This is a genomic window from Bradyrhizobium sp. CCBAU 45389 (assembly GCF_028128625.1).
In the GTDB taxonomy this organism is placed as follows: domain Bacteria; phylum Pseudomonadota; class Alphaproteobacteria; order Rhizobiales; family Xanthobacteraceae; genus Bradyrhizobium; species Bradyrhizobium liaoningense_B.
In genome coordinates, this window is the sequence record NZ_LBIY01000095.1 from 291,523 (window position 1) to 305,865 (window position 14,343).

17 protein-coding genes are annotated in these 14,343 nt (G+C 65.0%); 6 read left to right on the forward strand and 11 right to left on the reverse strand.

From position 1 onward, the window contains the following. Positions 1–40: 40 nt before the first annotated feature. From purD to XH79_RS28450, 4 genes are all read right to left on the reverse strand, one after another. Positions 41–1,324, reverse strand: coding sequence for a phosphoribosylamine--glycine ligase (gene purD / locus XH79_RS28435; protein ID WP_271583741.1), 1,284 nt, complete (start codon positions 1,322–1,324; stop codon positions 41–43). A 280-nt stretch (positions 1,325–1,604) separates the two neighbouring features. After that, complete coding sequence (locus XH79_RS28440) at positions 1,605–1,904, reverse strand: winged helix-turn-helix domain-containing protein (RefSeq protein ID WP_271583742.1); 300 nt, start codon at positions 1,902–1,904, stop codon at positions 1,605–1,607. A 2-nt stretch (positions 1,905–1,906) separates the two neighbouring features. Beyond that, positions 1,907–2,458, reverse strand: a complete 552-nt coding sequence (locus tag XH79_RS28445; RefSeq protein ID WP_271583743.1) for a hypothetical protein — start codon at positions 2,456–2,458, stop codon at positions 1,907–1,909. Then, a complete protein-coding gene (locus tag XH79_RS28450) occupies positions 2,455–3,465 on the reverse strand; it encodes an alpha/beta hydrolase (protein ID WP_271583744.1) in 1,011 nt (336 codons plus the stop codon). Before XH79_RS28450 ends, XH79_RS28445 begins: the two co-directional genes overlap by 4 nt. A 137-nt stretch (positions 3,466–3,602) precedes the next feature. Here XH79_RS28450 and xseA point away from each other — a divergent pair, with 137 nt between their 5' ends. Further along, complete coding sequence (xseA, locus tag XH79_RS28455; protein ID WP_212342448.1) at positions 3,603–5,225, forward strand: exodeoxyribonuclease VII large subunit; 1,623 nt, start codon at positions 3,603–3,605, stop codon at positions 5,223–5,225. Between the two features lie 322 nt (positions 5,226–5,547). Here xseA and XH79_RS28460 read toward each other — a convergent pair whose 3' ends face one another. Beyond that, the gene (locus tag XH79_RS28460) at positions 5,548–5,697 is read right to left on the reverse strand and encodes a hypothetical protein (protein WP_271583745.1); all 150 of its coding nucleotides are present in this window, start codon (positions 5,695–5,697) and stop codon (positions 5,548–5,550) included. 294 nt (positions 5,698–5,991) lie between these two features. Continuing rightward, positions 5,992–6,822, reverse strand: coding sequence for a dienelactone hydrolase family protein (locus XH79_RS28465; protein WP_271583746.1), 831 nt, complete (start codon positions 6,820–6,822; stop codon positions 5,992–5,994). A 188-nt stretch (positions 6,823–7,010) separates the two neighbouring features. Here XH79_RS28465 and XH79_RS28470 point away from each other — a divergent pair, with 188 nt between their 5' ends. Next, positions 7,011–7,235 (forward strand): DUF2093 domain-containing protein, encoded by a 225-nt coding sequence (locus XH79_RS28470; RefSeq protein WP_183242872.1) that lies wholly within the window; start codon positions 7,011–7,013, stop codon positions 7,233–7,235. Positions 7,236–7,398: 163 nt separating this feature from the next. Here XH79_RS28470 and XH79_RS28475 read toward each other — a convergent pair whose 3' ends face one another. Next, a complete protein-coding gene (locus XH79_RS28475) occupies positions 7,399–7,713 on the reverse strand; it encodes a hypothetical protein (RefSeq protein WP_271583747.1) in 315 nt (104 codons plus the stop codon). A gap of 158 nt (positions 7,714–7,871) precedes the next feature. Here XH79_RS28475 and XH79_RS28480 point away from each other — a divergent pair, with 158 nt between their 5' ends. The 4 genes from XH79_RS28480 (at position 7,872) to XH79_RS28495 (ending at position 10,743) form a co-directional block, all read left to right on the forward strand. Further along, positions 7,872–9,194: a TadE/TadG family type IV pilus assembly protein gene (locus tag XH79_RS28480; protein WP_271583748.1), complete on the forward strand. Its 1,323-nt coding sequence runs from the start codon at positions 7,872–7,874 to the stop codon at positions 9,192–9,194. 11 nt (positions 9,195–9,205) lie between these two features. Further along, a complete protein-coding gene (locus tag XH79_RS28485; RefSeq protein ID WP_271583749.1) occupies positions 9,206–9,709 on the forward strand; it encodes a TadE/TadG family type IV pilus assembly protein in 504 nt (167 codons plus the stop codon). Beyond that, positions 9,706–10,083, forward strand: a complete 378-nt coding sequence (locus XH79_RS28490) for a TadE/TadG family type IV pilus assembly protein (protein ID WP_271583750.1) — start codon at positions 9,706–9,708, stop codon at positions 10,081–10,083. The genes XH79_RS28485 and XH79_RS28490 overlap by 4 nt, the downstream gene beginning before the upstream one ends. Before the next feature lie 375 nt (positions 10,084–10,458). Then, entirely contained in the window at positions 10,459–10,743 is a 285-nt protein-coding gene (locus tag XH79_RS28495) for a hypothetical protein (RefSeq protein ID WP_271583751.1), read from the forward strand. Between the two features lie 306 nt (positions 10,744–11,049). Here XH79_RS28495 and lpxK read toward each other — a convergent pair whose 3' ends face one another. From lpxK to XH79_RS28515, 4 genes are read right to left on the reverse strand one after another with little or no spacing between them, the layout of a single operon-like run. After that, positions 11,050–12,066 (reverse strand): tetraacyldisaccharide 4'-kinase, encoded by a 1,017-nt coding sequence (lpxK, locus tag XH79_RS28500; RefSeq protein ID WP_271583752.1) that lies wholly within the window; start codon positions 12,064–12,066, stop codon positions 11,050–11,052. After that, entirely contained in the window at positions 12,059–13,375 is a 1,317-nt protein-coding gene (locus XH79_RS28505) for a 3-deoxy-D-manno-octulosonic acid transferase (protein WP_271583753.1), read from the reverse strand. The genes lpxK and XH79_RS28505 overlap by 8 nt, the downstream gene beginning before the upstream one ends. Then, complete coding sequence (locus tag XH79_RS28510; RefSeq protein WP_212341905.1) at positions 13,368–14,081, reverse strand: lysophospholipid acyltransferase family protein; 714 nt, start codon at positions 14,079–14,081, stop codon at positions 13,368–13,370. Before XH79_RS28510 ends, XH79_RS28505 begins: the two co-directional genes overlap by 8 nt. After that, positions 14,078–14,320, reverse strand: coding sequence for a DUF4170 domain-containing protein (locus tag XH79_RS28515; protein ID WP_018648410.1), 243 nt, complete (start codon positions 14,318–14,320; stop codon positions 14,078–14,080). The genes XH79_RS28510 and XH79_RS28515 overlap by 4 nt, the downstream gene beginning before the upstream one ends. Positions 14,321–14,343 lie beyond the last annotated feature (23 nt).

Below are 14,343 nucleotides of genomic sequence, written 5' to 3' on the forward strand. Positions count from 1 at the left end.
ATGGCGCAAGGTTTTTGCGCGCGCAGCGGAAAAACCGCTGTCAGCCCTTGGCCTTCTCCGCTTCCACCGCCTGCCAGCCGATGTCGCGGCGGCAGAAGCCGTCCGGCCAGTTGATGCGGTCGACGGCCTGATAGGCGCGCGCCTGCGCCTCGGTCACGGTCTTGCCCAGCGCGCAGACGTTCAGCACGCGGCCGCCATTGGCAAGGATCGCGCCGTCCTTCGCGACAGTTCCGGCGTGGAAGATCTCGACGGTGTCGACCTTCGCGGCATCATCGAGCCCCTCGATCCGCGTGCCCTTCTGGTAGTCGCCGGGATAGCCCTTGGCCGCCATCACCACGGTGATCGCGGATTCCGGATGCCAGCGCAGATCGAAATGCTTCAGCTCCCCGTCGCAGGCGGCGATGAACGCCGGCACGATGTCCGACATCATGCGCAGCATCAGCACCTGGCACTCGGGATCGCCGAAGCGAACGTTGAACTCGAACAGCTTTGGGCCCTGCGTCGTCAGCATGATGCCGGCATAGAGAATGCCGCGGAACGGCGTGCCGCGCTGCTTCATGCCGGCAACGGTCGGCAGGATGATCTTGGCCATGATCGCGTCGTGGATCGCGGGCGTCACCAGCGGCGTCGGCGAATAGGCGCCCATGCCGCCGGTGTTGGGACCGACGTCGTGGTCGAACACGCGCTTGTGGTCCTGCGCGGACGCCAGCGGGATCGCGGTCTCGCCGTCGCATAGCGCGAAGAAGCTGATCTCGCGGCCGGGCAGAAACTCCTCGATCACGACCTCGGCGCCGGCCTCGCCAAAGGCGCCCTCGAACATCATGGCGATGGCGTCTTCCGCCTCGCGCACGGTCTTGGCGACGACGACGCCCTTGCCGGCGGCGAGGCCGTCGGCCTTGACGACGATCGGCGCGCCCTGGCTCTGGACATAGGCGCGCGCGTCATTGGCGTTGGTGAAGCGCTTGTAGGCGCCGGTCGGAATGCCGAATTCGGTGCACAGCGCCTTGGTGAAGCCCTTGGAGCTTTCGAGCTGGGCGGGGATCCTGCTCGGCCCGAACGCCTTGATGCCGGCTGCGGTGAGGTCGTCGACGATGCCGGCCGCCAGCGGCGTCTCCGGGCCGACCACCACGAGCTCGACCGCGTTGTTCTTGCAGAAGTCGATCACGGCGGCGTGGTCGGCGATATCGAGCGCCACGCATTCGGCCTCGCGCGCGATGCCGGCATTGCCGGGCGCGCACCAGAATTTCGTGACCAGGGGGGAGGCCGCGATCTTCCATGCGAGGGCATGTTCGCGGCCGCCGGAACCGAGCAGGAGAATGTGCATCGAGGGCTCAGAAATAAGGGGTTTGCTGGGGGCGGAGGTCGCACGAATCGGGCCGGGTCTCAAGGGGGTGTGGCTTCCCATTCCCCGTCATTCCGGGGCGCGGCGTGCAGCCGATCTTACCCTCCCCTGGAGGGGGAGGGTCGCTACGCATGTAGCGAAGCGGAATGCGTAGCGGGGTGGGGTGACGGTCTCTCCGCACGCGATACTGCCCGTGGGGAGAGATCACCCCACCCCGCTCGCGCTGCGCGCGATCGACCCTCCCCCTCCAGGGGAGGGTAAGTCAGACCTGCTTCCCCGCGATGATCTCCTGCAAGGTCGCCACATGCCGCGCGAAGGCGCCTCGGCCGGTTGCGGTCGCGGTGACCGTGGTCTGCGGCTTCTTGCCGACGAAGGCCTTGTCGACCGAGACGTAGCCGGCCTTGGCCAGGGTCTCGATATGGGCGCCGAGATTGCCGTCGGTCGCGCCGGTGAGCTTCTTCAGGCGGGCGAATTCCAGCCCGACCTCCGCAGGCAGCGCGTTCAGCGCCGCCATGATCTTGAGCCGCAACGGCTGGTGGATGATGTCGTCGAGCCCTGCCACTTCTAGCTCCGACGCATCCAGAGGCCGCCGACGAACAACCCGCCGCCGTTGACGACCGCCATCCACAGCAGGAACGGCATTCCGGGGATGTAGACATATCCGATCAGCGTCAGCGCGATGATCACGGCGCCAATCACGATGAAGGCCGTGCCGAACCACACGCCTGCCAACATGTAGAACATCATGATGTAGACCGGCCAGAACGTCGTCTGCTGACGCGGCGTGAATTGGCCGAACACGCAGCAGAAGATGCCGAATGCAATGATGAACAGGAACGTCAGCAGATAGCGGTGATCGAAGGTACGGATGCGGGATTGTGCATAATTGTAGGCGCTGAGGGCGAACAGCCCGAGAGTCGCGAAGACGTAGACGCCGACCCAGATATAGAGGCCATAGCGCGGCCAGAGCCAGCTCAGGACGTTCCCGGCGAAAACCAGACCGCCCCACATCAACATGATGAGACCGGAGAGCTGGTAGATCAGCGATTGCCGCACGCGGCGGACGGTATCGTCGATGTCAGCCAGTGCATCTGTGGCCTGCTTGCTGTCGATCATGACTGCCCTGCCCCGCGCGTAGCGACGTCCTCGGCGATCGCGGAGATCGCTTTCGGGTTGGTGACCATGCCCATGTGATTGACGCCCTCGATGACCTTGACGTCGACGGACGGCTTCACCGCCTGCACGGCCTCGGCATATTTGTCCGAGATCATCATCTCGTCGTCGGCGGCGCCGAAGATGGTCATCGGATGCGTCACGGCCGGCAGGTCGAGCCGATAGCCGCGCGTGGCAAAATTGCGCATCAGGCGGTCGGAATAGGTCGGCACCAGAATACGCTCGGAATTCGGCGGCACAGCGAACGCCAGCACCGGGAGTTGCGAGCAACAGTCGATGCCGAGCTTGCGCAGCGCGGCGAGACCAAGAAGGCGCGGGATGTCGGGATTGGCCCAGCCACCGGAATTCGGTCTATTGGTCGGTGCGTCGTAGCCGAGATAGGGCGCGATCAGCACGGTGCGGACGAACAGGTCCTGCATGATCGGCGTCGCGGCCACACGCAGCGAGAAGCCGGCACCCGCGGAATGACCGATCAGGGTCAGCGGCAAATCAGGTGCGGACTTGCGCACGTGGGCGACGAAATCGACGAGATCGTCCTCGAGTTGACCGACATAGCCGATGTCGCCGCGGGTGCCCGAGGCGCCGTGACCGCGCATGTCGAGCGCCCAGGTCTCGACGCCGCGCGCGGCGAGCGCGTCCGTCAGCGCGTGATTGACGGTAGCGGACGAGGCCGAGGAGCCATGGATGAAGATGGCGCCGCGATCCGTGGCCGCCCCCTTCGGCGCGTAGTGGCGGAAGCCGAGCCAGGTGCCGTCGCGGGCCTGGAAGCGCTCGAGCGGCGGCAGCGTGGACCAATCGATGCCTTTGGCGGAGTCCGAGACAGAGCGCATCTCGGCGGGCCGCTCGAGCGGCGGCGCGATCAGGGCGGTCAGGAGGAGCGCCACGGCGCCGACCGCGCACAGCCCCCATTTCAGCAAGCCCAGAGCACCTCGCAGCAACTGCATCGGCATGGCCAACTCTCACCCAATTCATCCTCGATAGAGAACTCTATAATACAGAGTACTCTCCCATTCAATCCCCGGATTGGCGCCGCGCGGCGAAAATCCTTAACGTCGGGTCTGACCCCAAAATGCCGAATCGTTTGCCGATGCCGCCTGCGGAACAACTGAACAACGCGTTCGAATTCACCGTCTCCGAGCTTTCACAGTCCCTGAAGCGGACGGTGGAGGACACCTATGGCCACGTCCGGGTCCGCGGCGAGATATCGGGATTCCGTGGTGCCCACTCCTCCGGCCATTGCTATTTCGCACTCAAGGACGAGAGCGCCAAGATCGAGGCCGTGATCTGGAAGGGCGTGCACGGCCGCATGCGCTTCAAGCCCCAGGAGGGGCTCGAGGTGATCGCCACCGGCAAGCTCACGACCTATCCGGGCTCCTCGAAATACCAGATCGTGATCGAGGCGCTGGAGCCGGCCGGCATCGGCGCGCTGATGGCGCTGATGGAGGAACGCAAGAAGAAGCTCGCGGCGGAAGGCCTGTTCGACGAGGCGCGCAAGCAGCTGCTGCCCTGGCTGCCGGAGGTGATCGGCGTCGTGACCTCGCCGACCGGCGCGGTCATCCGCGACATCCTGCATCGGCTCGAGGACCGCTTTCCCCGCCGCGTGCTGGTGTGGCCGGTCAAGGTGCAGGGCGAAGGCTCGGCCGAGCAGGTCGCGGCCGCGATCCGCGGCTTCAACGCGCTGCCTGAAGGTGGCAAGATTCCGCGCCCCGACGTGCTGATCGTCGCGCGCGGCGGCGGCTCGCTGGAGGATCTCTGGTCGTTCAACGAGGAGATCGTGGTGCGGGCGGCGGCCGAGAGCATGATCCCGCTGATCTCGGCGGTCGGACACGAGACCGACATCACGCTGATTGATTTCGTCGCCGACAAGCGCGCGCCGACGCCGACCGCGGCCGCCGAGATGGCCGTCCCCGTGCGCAGCGAATTGTTCGTCGAGGTCGCCGATCTCGGGCGCCGCACCCGCGCCTATTGGCAACGCGCGCAGGAGAGCCGCCGCAGCGAGCTGCGCGCCGCAGCGCGCGCATTGCCGGCCGCGGGCGATCTGCTCGCGATCCCGCGGCAGCGGCTGGATTCGGCAGGCAGCGCCCTGCCGCGTTGCCTCAAGGCCAACACGCATGCGCATTTCCGCAGGTTCACCGCGGCCAGCTCAAAGCTGACGCTGCGGGTGCTGCACGGCCAGATCTCCCAGGCCGATCACCGCCTCACCGTGTGCGGCGAGCGGCTCGGCCTGTCCGCGCGATCGCTGCTGCGACAGCGGCGCGACCGCTTTGCCGGGCTGGAGGTGCGTCTGCGCGCCTCAAAGCTTTCCAATGCGCAGGCGCAGCGCAACGCGATTGCCCGCCAGCGCGAGCGCACGCATCGGCTTGCCGAGCGCGCCGGCCGCGCGCTCGTCACGCTGCTGCAGCGGCTGGAGGCCCGCGTCGAGAACAGCGGCAAGCTGCTCTCCGCTCTGTCCTATCGCAGCGTGCTCGCGCGCGGCTTTGCCCTGGTGCGCGATGAGGCCGGCCATCCCGTGCATGCGGCGGACGCGATCGGCCCCGGCGCGCGCGTCGAGATCGAGTTTGCCGACGGCCGTGTCGGCGCGACCGCCGATGCGGATCGCCCTGCGCCAGCGGCAAAGCGCGCGCCGGCGCAAGCGAAGCCAGCCGCGCAGGAGACAAAGCCAGCGCCGAAGCGCGTGGGCAAGCCGGTGGATCAGGGCAGCTTGTTCTGAGGCGGGAGGGCGGCGCTCGGCCCTCGGTGTCATTCCCCGCGAAAGCGGGGAATCCAGTACGCCGCCGCTTCTCGATGAATCACAGACGCCTCGGCGTACTGGATCGCCCGGTCAAGCCGGGCGATGACAGTGAATGTGTGGAGACACGCGTACAACATTCTCGCTGTCGTCCCGGCGAAGGCCGGGACCCATAACCACAGGAAGGAGTTTGGCGAAGACTCGTCGTTCGGTACTCCGACCGTCCGCAATTGATAGATCACGCGGTATGGGTCCCGGCCTTCGCCGGGACGACGGTCGAGGGCTTGGTGACCGACACCGGCTCTCAGCGGCAGGACAATCCCGCGTCCATCGTGGTCCAGAAGCCGCAATGTTCCGGCGCCAGCTGTGGGGCGCCGGCGTGGGCTTCGTACAGGAAGATCGCGACAGTGAAGACGATCAGGGCGGAGGCGAAGAGCGTGATGCGGTTGCGCATGTGAGATGCGTTTAATCGACATCGTGGTCGAATGATGGCACGTCCACAGGCTGAAACCACGGCCATGCGCGCTCCGTAGATTCACGGTCGGCCATTTTCCGTGCAGGGCGGTGGTCGATGCGGGGCTGTCCGCCAGACGTTGTTCCCCGGGCGGCCCCGCTTCCGCCTTCGCTCTGTCGAGCTACGGCGGGACAAAGTCCGTAGCCCGGATGGAGCGCAGCGTAATCCGGGGTCGAGCTGCAACTTCGACTGTCCCGGATTTCGCTGCGCTCCATCCGGGCTACGGCAGTGCGCTCACCGCGCCAGCCATTGCGCGACTTCCTTCTGCGACTCCGCGCGCGCATCGGCATCCGTGCCGAGATGGCCGTGCTCGGGCGCGGTGGCGTCGCTGCTGCCGCTGGCCGCGTGCAGCGGCGTGTTGGCGCGATCGAAATCGTGATAGGCGCCGGGGTAGACCACGATGCGCGCGAGCGCGCTGCGGCCGCGCGCGCCGTCGACCATCTGGCGGCAGGCCGGCGGCGAGGAGACGTCGTCATCGGCGCCGATCAGCACGAGGGTCGGCACCCGCGCGCTCCATCCTAAACCCGCCGAGATCCGGCAATCCGGATAGAACGCAATCGCGGCGCGGAAATCCGGCCCCTGATCGCGCGCCGTGCTCTGCGGACGCACCGCCCAGAGCAGTGCGCTGGCGCCGTTGGCCCAGCCCATCAGGCTGATGCGGTCGCGCGCCACCCAGGCCTGCTTCATCAGCCAGGCGCGCGAGGCCGCGATGTCGGCGACGCGCTCGCGCCGCGCCTTGACGTGACTCTCCTTGACGCGACACTGCGGACCGAGCTCGCGCGAGCCGTAGCTGTCGGGCATCAGCACGGCGTTGCCCGCCTTGAGCAGGCGCTCGGCCCAGTCGCGATAGCGCGGCAGCACGGGATCGGAATGGCCGCCGAGGCCGCCGCAGCCATGCAGCGCGATCACGGTCGGAAACGGCCCCTCTCCCTCGGGCTTGTAGAGCTGCGCATGCAGCACTCCGGACGCCAGAGGAATCTCGACCTGATGCGGCGCGGGTGCCGGCGCCGCGTGCGCAGCCGGTATCAGGAGCATCAGGAACAGGGCGATCAGTCGAAGGCGCATCGGACTCTGCCGTATCAGGTGCCGGCCGCGAGCGGCGGGACGATCCTTCGCCCGAAGCAGTACCATGCGTAAACGGCGGCAAAACATCACAAACCGGTGGGTTTAACGGGCGGACAAGCCACCCTATCTATGCTACATCCCGTCCAACACATCGTGCCCTTACGGGCCTTCCACGGAGACTTTCGACCGTGCTGAACAAGTTCGGCTCTTCCGGCCATGGCGAAGCGCAGGTGCAATATCTCGACGGCGATTTCCGCGTGATCTCGCCGGGGACATTCGTGCGTTGCGCCATCACCGACACGCGGATCCCGCTCGACGAACTGAAGTACTGGAGCGTGGACCTGCAGGAGGCCTACGCCACGCCCGCCGCGGTGCTGCAGCGGCATTTCCCCGGCGCGCTGAAGCAGTCGTGATCTCGCAGACCTCGTAGGGTGGGCAAAGGCGCAAAGCGCCGTACCCACCATCTCTCCAAGACCGCGACAACCAACGTGGGCACGCTTCCGCCTTCGCTCTCCGAGCTTCGGCGGACAAGTCGCTTTGCCCACCCTACGATACCGCGCTTGTGGCATCGTTCTGCTATTGCGGCTCTGGACCATCTCCGCCTACGCACGTCTTGATGAAACTCTTCCTGGGCTCCCCGATCACCTTCTGATCGATCGCCTGCTTCAGGCAATCGACCCGCGCCTGCGCCATGCACAGCTGCATCTGGTCGCGCTTGTCCTGGCCTTTGAGATTTTGCGTCGTGGCAAGACAGGTGACGCGCTTGGCCGCGGGAACGGGCACGGTGCCCGCCGGAGCGGCGGCAGAGGGCTGCGAGGAAGTCTGAGCCAGGGCGGGCAAAACCGGCAGACACATAAGGCCAGCGGCAACGATTGCGGACCGCAGTTTCATCGAATTCTCCTGATCGGAGGTGTATCGATAGGGGCGCGGCCATGAACGTCGGCTGAATGTCGGCCGATGTCTAAATTTGTCTCGCTCCCGTTGAGCCAGCTTTAAGTCGGTCGGCATCACCATTTTCTGGGAAAAAGTGGCAAGCAGGCAGGTAACGCATGGACCGCCGGAGACTTTGCAACCGTTCGTTGGATGCAACATTGTGTCCAGAGGGACATGCCCGGCGCCGGGAGCGAACGGTCAGCCTGCTTCGGCGATTTGCCCGAGATCAGTCCGGCAGCTATGTGATCGTTTCGGCGCTGCTGATGCCGGTCCTGGTCGGCACCGCGGGCCTCGGCACCGAAGTCGGATGGTGGTACTACAAGCACAAGAATATGCAGAGCGCGGCTGACTCTGGCGCGGTGAGTGCCGCGACTGCGGCGAGTGCCGGGACCGACTTCTTGTCCGAAGCCAGAGCGGTTACGGCAAACTACGGTTACGCCAACGGGGCGAACAACGTCACGGTGACGGTGAACCAGCCACCGAAAACCGGCAATCATGCATCGAATTCGCAGGCAATCGAAGTCATCGTGAGTCAACCGCAACAGCGGTTGCTGTCGGCCTTGTTCGGCTCGGATCCTGTACAGATAACCGCCCGCTCTGTCGCCCTGCCCAATTCCGGGACAGGCTGCGTACTTGCGCTCAACTCAAGCGCAAGTCCCGCTGTCAACGTCACCGGCAGCAACCAGCTCAACCTTATCAAGTGCAATCTTTACAGCAACTCGGGTGCGAGCCCCTCGCTCAACGTCGCCGGCAGCGCCTCGGTCGCAGCAAATCAGGTCGGAGTGGTCGGCGACGTCTCGGGCGCGAGCAGCATCACGGCGACCAACGGTATCAGGACGCACATACTGCCCGTCGCCGATCCGTACGCCAACGTCTCTCCTCCCGCGAGGCCGAGTTGCACCAACGCCAAGATTACGGTCAACGCCAATGGAAAAACAAACTCGCTCGACCCCGGCTGCTACATGGGCAGCATTACGGTCAATGCCGGCGCAACCCTGAACCTTAGTCCGGGCATCTATTATCTGGACGGGGCGAGCTTGAGCGTCGCCGGAAATGCCACGATCACGGGCAGCGGCGTGACCCTCGTGTTTACGGGCTCGGGAAGCGACTGGGGCACCGCTTCAATCGGCAGCAACGCGACCGTCAACCTGACTGCACCGACCAGCGGCTCCACGAAAGGCATCGTCATGTACGGCGACCGCAATATGCCTGCCGGAACTGCCTTCAATCTCACCGGCGGCAGTACTCAGAACTTCGGCGGCGCCATCTACCTGCCAAAGGCGAACCTCAGCTTCAGTGGCGGCAACGGCACGAGCACATCCTGCACCAAGATCATCGCGGACACGCTGACATTCAGCGGCACGTCGAATCTCCAGGTCGATTGCACCGCGCTCGGCACCGCGACGATAGGTTCGCAAACCGCGCAGCTCATTGAATGAGGTTTGGACCCATGCAAAGTCAGAACGTCTCATCGAAGCGCCACCGTCGACTGCTTCATTCGCTGACGGGGCACGTCCGCGCCGCTGTCCACGACAAGAGGGGCGTCGCGGCCGCCGAATTCGGCATCCTGATCCCGGTGTTGGCTCTGATGGCCGTTTCGGTGACGGACATCGGGCTTGCCCTCTATCGCAAGATGCAGGTCGAAAATGCAGCACAAGCGGGCGCACAATACGCAATCGCGCGCGGCTTCAACGAGAGTGGCATTTCCACCGCCGTAACAAGCGCCACCAACGCCACAAACATCACTGCTTCACCTGCGCCGGTCCAATTTTGCGGATGTCCAACGAGCGCGGGAGTGAGCGCCGTCACTTGCGGGACCGCCTGCCCCGGCGGCGCGCAGGCTGGAACATACACGACCGTCTCGGCGCGAGCGACGTACTCTACGCTGATCGATTACCAGATCGTGGCGGCGACATACACTTATAGCGTACAGTCCACTGCGAGGCTGCAGTGAAACTCGCGGCACCATGGCAAGACAATCGGGGCGCGTCAGCGCTGGAATTTGCGCTGACCGCTCCGGTGTTCTTCCTGTTCATATTTGGCATCATCGAATTCGGGCTGCTGTTCTGGACTCAGCTGGGGATCCAGCACGGGAGCGAAATGGCGGCGCGTTGCGCAACCGTCAACAGCACGCTCTGCCCAAGCAGCAGCGCCATCACGAGCTATGCTGCCCAGCAGGCGTACGGCCTCACGCTCCCTGCGGAGACGTTCACCTTTTCCACTTCGGCATGCGGTAACGAGGTAAGTGCGAATTATGCATTTACGTTTCCGCAGGTTCTCAACCTCTCTCCAGTGACGCTGACCGCTCGGGCATGCTTTCCGAGTTGAGGTCGTGAACAGGACGAATGTCTGCAAGGATGGGAGAGTGCAACCATCCTGCCAGCGCAACACGCGCGCGCAACTTCTCGCACGACCTGGGGGATGGAGACGATGTGCACGTGCACTTGAATCGCGGCCCCACAGCCGAAATGATTTCCGTCATTCAATCCGCGTTGCATCGAATAGTACTTGCGCTTCGTAGTTAGTAATTTCGCTTTGTGGTTGGATTTTTCGTCGCAGTCCGGCGTCCTTAAGTTGTTCGACGAAGTCTTGCTGAAACAGAGCGCTGCTAAACTGCGTGTTAGGTAATTAGCCCTGTTCTTTTTATCGCGCAGACAATCAAGTCAACCAAACGGCCGTCGAGCTTTGGAATTGGCGCAGTCTGTGAACGGGCTCATATCGAAGAGCCATCTGACGGGCTACGATCACCTCGAAAATCCGCGGTGGAATATCTGTAAATTCCAAAGTCAATCGATGGGGGTGATCATGCCCATCATACTGGACTTGCTCTATCGCGAATATTGCCGCGCCCGCCTCGCCGAAATGCGCAAACAGCTTCTGATCGCAGCTGAACGCTTTGAAGCGCTCGAAGCGGACTACCTTCTTTCGGATCAAAGTGACGACGAGAAAGCGGCACATCGCAAGGCCGGCCGCGGCGCGCCGAATTGAAGCGACCCAAACCGGCAATCTCTTCCGCGTCGCAGTGACCAGGCAATTGGCATCAGTTTGGATGGCAGCGATGAACACGCCCGAATGCTATACCGTCATGGTGACCTGCGCCTCGTGCCTGACCATCATCGGATTGATGGTCGTTGGGGCGTGGTGAGCACGACTGACTGCTGAACCGCGATCACGGATCGTGACCGGCTTTGCAGGCAAGCACGTTCCGTCGGACCATGGCACGGCCGATGGTCGCGGCACCCAACAAGGCAGCGCCGTAGAATGGGCAAAGCGACGCGTGCCCACCCGACGAGATCAGCGTCTGGAGAACCGCCGCTCGCGCGCCTTGTAGAGATGATCGCTGATCAACTGCCGCAGCTTGGCCGGGTCGTCGAATTCGAGCTGGACGGCGAACGGCACGATGCCGGCGGGCACGCCTTCGCTGCCATGCAGGCGGGCAAGATCCTTTTCCGTCGTCACCAGCGTCAGTTGCTCGCGCTGTGCTTCCGCCGCGAGCGCGGCGAGCTCCTCGCGCGAGAACATGTGATGATCGTCGAAGCGACGCGTGCGCGCGACATCGATGCCACTGCCCTGCAATGTGCGGAAGAAGCGCGCGGGATCGCCGATGCCGGCGAAAGCGAAGACCCGCTTGCCGAGCAGCTGCGCGAGCGAAGCCGCATCCGGCTTCAACCGCGCGCGCAGCTCGGGCTTGTTGCGCTTGGCGAGCTCGGCCGCGACATCGTTCGCGGCGCGGCCGTCGCCGATCAGCACCAGCGCGTCGGTGCGCGCGAGCTGCGCCTGCAGCGGCGCGCGCAGGGGGCCGGCCGGAAACACCTCGCCATTGCCGAGACCGCGCTCGCTGTCGATCACGATCAGCGAAGCATCTTTCAGCAGGCGCGGGTTCTGGAAGCCGTCGTCCAGCAGGACCAAGGTGGCGCCTTGCGACTTCGCCACCGCCACGCCGTCGAGGCGGTCGCGCGCAACGGCGACAGGAACGTCGCGCGCCATCATCAAGGGCTCGTCGCCGACATCAGCTGCGGTGTGACGCATCCGATCGACCATGACAGGGCCCTTCAGGCGTCCGCCATAGCCGCGGCTGAGCACGACAGGCGTCTCGCCGAGCTCGCGCAAAAGCTTGGTCAGCGCCAGCACGGTCGGCGTCTTGCCGGCGCCGCCGACATGGTAGTTGCCGACGCAGATCACGGGGATGCCGGCGTCAAAGCCCGTGCGCAGCATGCGCCGTTCGGTGATCGCGCCGTAGAGCGCACCGAGCGGCCATAGCACGTGCGACTGAAGGGAACGTGGCCGGTACCAGAAGGCCGGCTCACGCATTGGCGGCTCCCATCTCGATCCGCAATTGCAGCAGATAGGGCTCGAGCGCAGTCATGGTGCGGTTGAGCGCGCCGCCGAGTTGCTCGACGACGCCGGCACCTGCCTGCTGCATCTTGTCACGCAACGTGGGATCGGCCAGCAGCTGGCCGAGCTGCTTGACCAGCGCTTCCGGCGTGTCGGCCTGGCGCGCGCCGCCGCTCGCATCGAGCGCCTCGTAGACGTCGGTGAAGTTGAAGACGTGCGGGCCATGGACGATCGCCGCCCCGAGCTTGATCGCCTCGATCGGATTCTGCCCGCCGTGGCGGATCAGCGATCCGCCCATGAACACGATCGGCGAGAGGCGGTAGAACAGGCCGAGCTCGCCCATGGTGTCGGCGACGTAGATGTCGGTCGCGGCCGTCGGCAGCTCCTCGCGCGAGCGCAGGGCAGGCTTGAGGCCCGACGCCGTGACGAGGCCTGCGATCGAGGAGCCGCGGTCGGGATGGCGGGGCACGATCACGGTCAGAAGCTGCGGGAAGAAGCCGACGAGGCTGCGATGCGCGGCGACCAGCATCTCGTCCTCGCCCGGATGGGTCGAGGCGGCGACGATGATCGGCCGCCCGCGCGTCATCGCCATCAGCCGTTCGAGCTTGGCGGGATCGGCCGGCGGTGCGGGCACGTCGAGCTTGAGATTCCCCGTCGTGACGACGTCGCGGCCACCGAGCGCGGAGAAGCGCTCGGCATCGGTCCTGGACTGCGCCAGACAAATGTCGAACCGCGACAGCAGCGCCGAGATGGTGCCGTGCATCCGGCGCCAGCGCGGGAAGGAGCGCGGCGACATCCGCCCGTTGATCAGCACCATCGGCACCCGGCGCGCAGCGCCCGCCAGGATCAGGTTCGGCCACAAATCGGATTCGATGAACAGCGCGAGCGACGGCTTCCAGTGGTCGAGGAAGCGCGCGACATAGCGCGGGGAATCATACGGCACGTATTGATGGATCACGTCGGGCGGAAAGCGTTTTGCGACGACCGCCGCCGAGGTGACCGTGCCTGACGTAAGCAGGATGCGCAAATTGAGATCGCGCAGGCGCTCGATCAGGGCGGCGGCGGCCAGCACCTCGCCGACGCTGGCGCCGTGGATCCAGACCAGCGGGCCGTGCGGCCGCACGTCGCGGGACAGGCCGCGCCGCTCACCGACCCGCGCGGGGTCTTCCTTGCCCTGCTTCAGCCGCCGCTTGATCAGCGCAGGCGCGAGCGGCACCAGGCCGGAGGCCAGGCGCCGATACATCCGCAGCGTGATCGGCAGCGCAATGGGCAGCGATTTAGGCATCTTCCGGTCCCGGGCGGCCGAGCTGCGCGTAGGCGCGCCGGGTCGCCTCGTTCAGCGTGTCCTCCAGCTCCTGCCGCAGCGTCTCCATCATGGCGGCGTCGGCATCTGCGGGAACGTGGATTTCCTTGATGCCGACCAATGCGCCTCGCCCGAATGGCAAATTGATGGTGGTGCGGTCCCAGTTCTTCAGCCGGATGAAGCGGCTCGTGGCCATCGCAAAAGGCATGATCGGCCGCCCCGATTCCCGTGCCAGCATGATGATGCCGAGCCCGGCCACGCGCGAGCGCTTGGGGACATCGGCGGTCAGCGCGACATTACAACCGTCCTGGAGCGTCCGCACCATTTCCTTGAAGGCGCCGACACCACCTTTGCGGTGGAAAGCCCCGCCGTGATCGCCGGAACCTCTGATCGTGCCGATGCCGAGCCGCTCGGCGGCGATGGCATTGAACTCGCCGTCGCGATGCCGCGAGATCAGGACCCTGGCCTTGTACCAGTCCTTGTTCTTGATGAAGGGGGTGAGGAAGTGCTGGCCGTGCCAGAAGGCGAAGATCGCGGGGATCTGCGGCTCGACGATGTCATAGACGTCGGGCGGATCGAACGTGAACTTGTTGGTCCGCCAGACAAGGCGCAGATATTCGGCCGCCAGGACCCCGACGGCACGCTGAACGAAGCTGCTTCGCAGCGTATTGCGAAGCAGTTTTTTCAACGCGCCGGTTCTTGATTGGGGTCGAGCAGCCGGTGGAGATGGACGATGAAATAGCGCATCTGCGCATTGTCGACCGTGCTCTGCGCCTTGGCGCGCCAGGCGGCGTGCGCCGTCGCATAGTTCGGATAGAGGCCGACGATCTCGACGTCGTCCAGGTTCTTGAAGGTGTTGTGCTCGAGATCGACGAGCTCTCCGCCGATGACGAGGTGAAGCAGTTGTTGCGGGGCACTATCTGGCATGGGTTCTCTTTCTAACGGGCTGC

What these genes read in the sequence shown, in the direction of transcription:
- XH79_RS28465 (WP_271583746.1), bottom strand. Translation starts at nt 6,822, where the DNA reads ATGCGCCTTCGACTGATCGCCCTGTTCCTGATGCTCCTGATACCGGCT.
- purD (WP_271583741.1), bottom strand. Translation starts at nt 1,324, where the DNA reads ATGCACATTCTCCTGCTCGGTTCCGGCGGCCGCGAACATGCCCTCGCA.
- XH79_RS28475 (WP_271583747.1), bottom strand. Translation starts at nt 7,713, where the DNA reads ATGAAACTGCGGTCCGCAATCGTTGCCGCTGGCCTTATGTGTCTGCCG.
- XH79_RS28450 (WP_271583744.1), bottom strand. Translation starts at nt 3,465, where the DNA reads ATGCCGATGCAGTTGCTGCGAGGTGCTCTGGGCTTGCTGAAATGGGGG.
- XH79_RS28505 (WP_271583753.1), bottom strand. Translation starts at nt 13,375, where the DNA reads ATGCCTAAATCGCTGCCCATTGCGCTGCCGATCACGCTGCGGATGTAT.
- xseA (WP_212342448.1), top strand. Translation starts at nt 3,603, where the DNA reads ATGCCGCCTGCGGAACAACTGAACAACGCGTTCGAATTCACCGTCTCC.
- XH79_RS28485 (WP_271583749.1), top strand. Translation starts at nt 9,206, where the DNA reads ATGCAAAGTCAGAACGTCTCATCGAAGCGCCACCGTCGACTGCTTCAT.
- XH79_RS28515 (WP_018648410.1), bottom strand. Translation starts at nt 14,320, where the DNA reads ATGCCAGATAGTGCCCCGCAACAACTGCTTCACCTCGTCATCGGCGGA.
- XH79_RS28460 (WP_271583745.1), bottom strand. Translation starts at nt 5,697, where the DNA reads ATGCGCAACCGCATCACGCTCTTCGCCTCCGCCCTGATCGTCTTCACT.
- lpxK (WP_271583752.1), bottom strand. Translation starts at nt 12,066, where the DNA reads ATGCGTGAGCCGGCCTTCTGGTACCGGCCACGTTCCCTTCAGTCGCAC.
- XH79_RS28480 (WP_271583748.1), top strand. Translation starts at nt 7,872, where the DNA reads ATGGACCGCCGGAGACTTTGCAACCGTTCGTTGGATGCAACATTGTGT.
- XH79_RS28445 (WP_271583743.1), bottom strand. Translation starts at nt 2,458, where the DNA reads ATGATCGACAGCAAGCAGGCCACAGATGCACTGGCTGACATCGACGAT.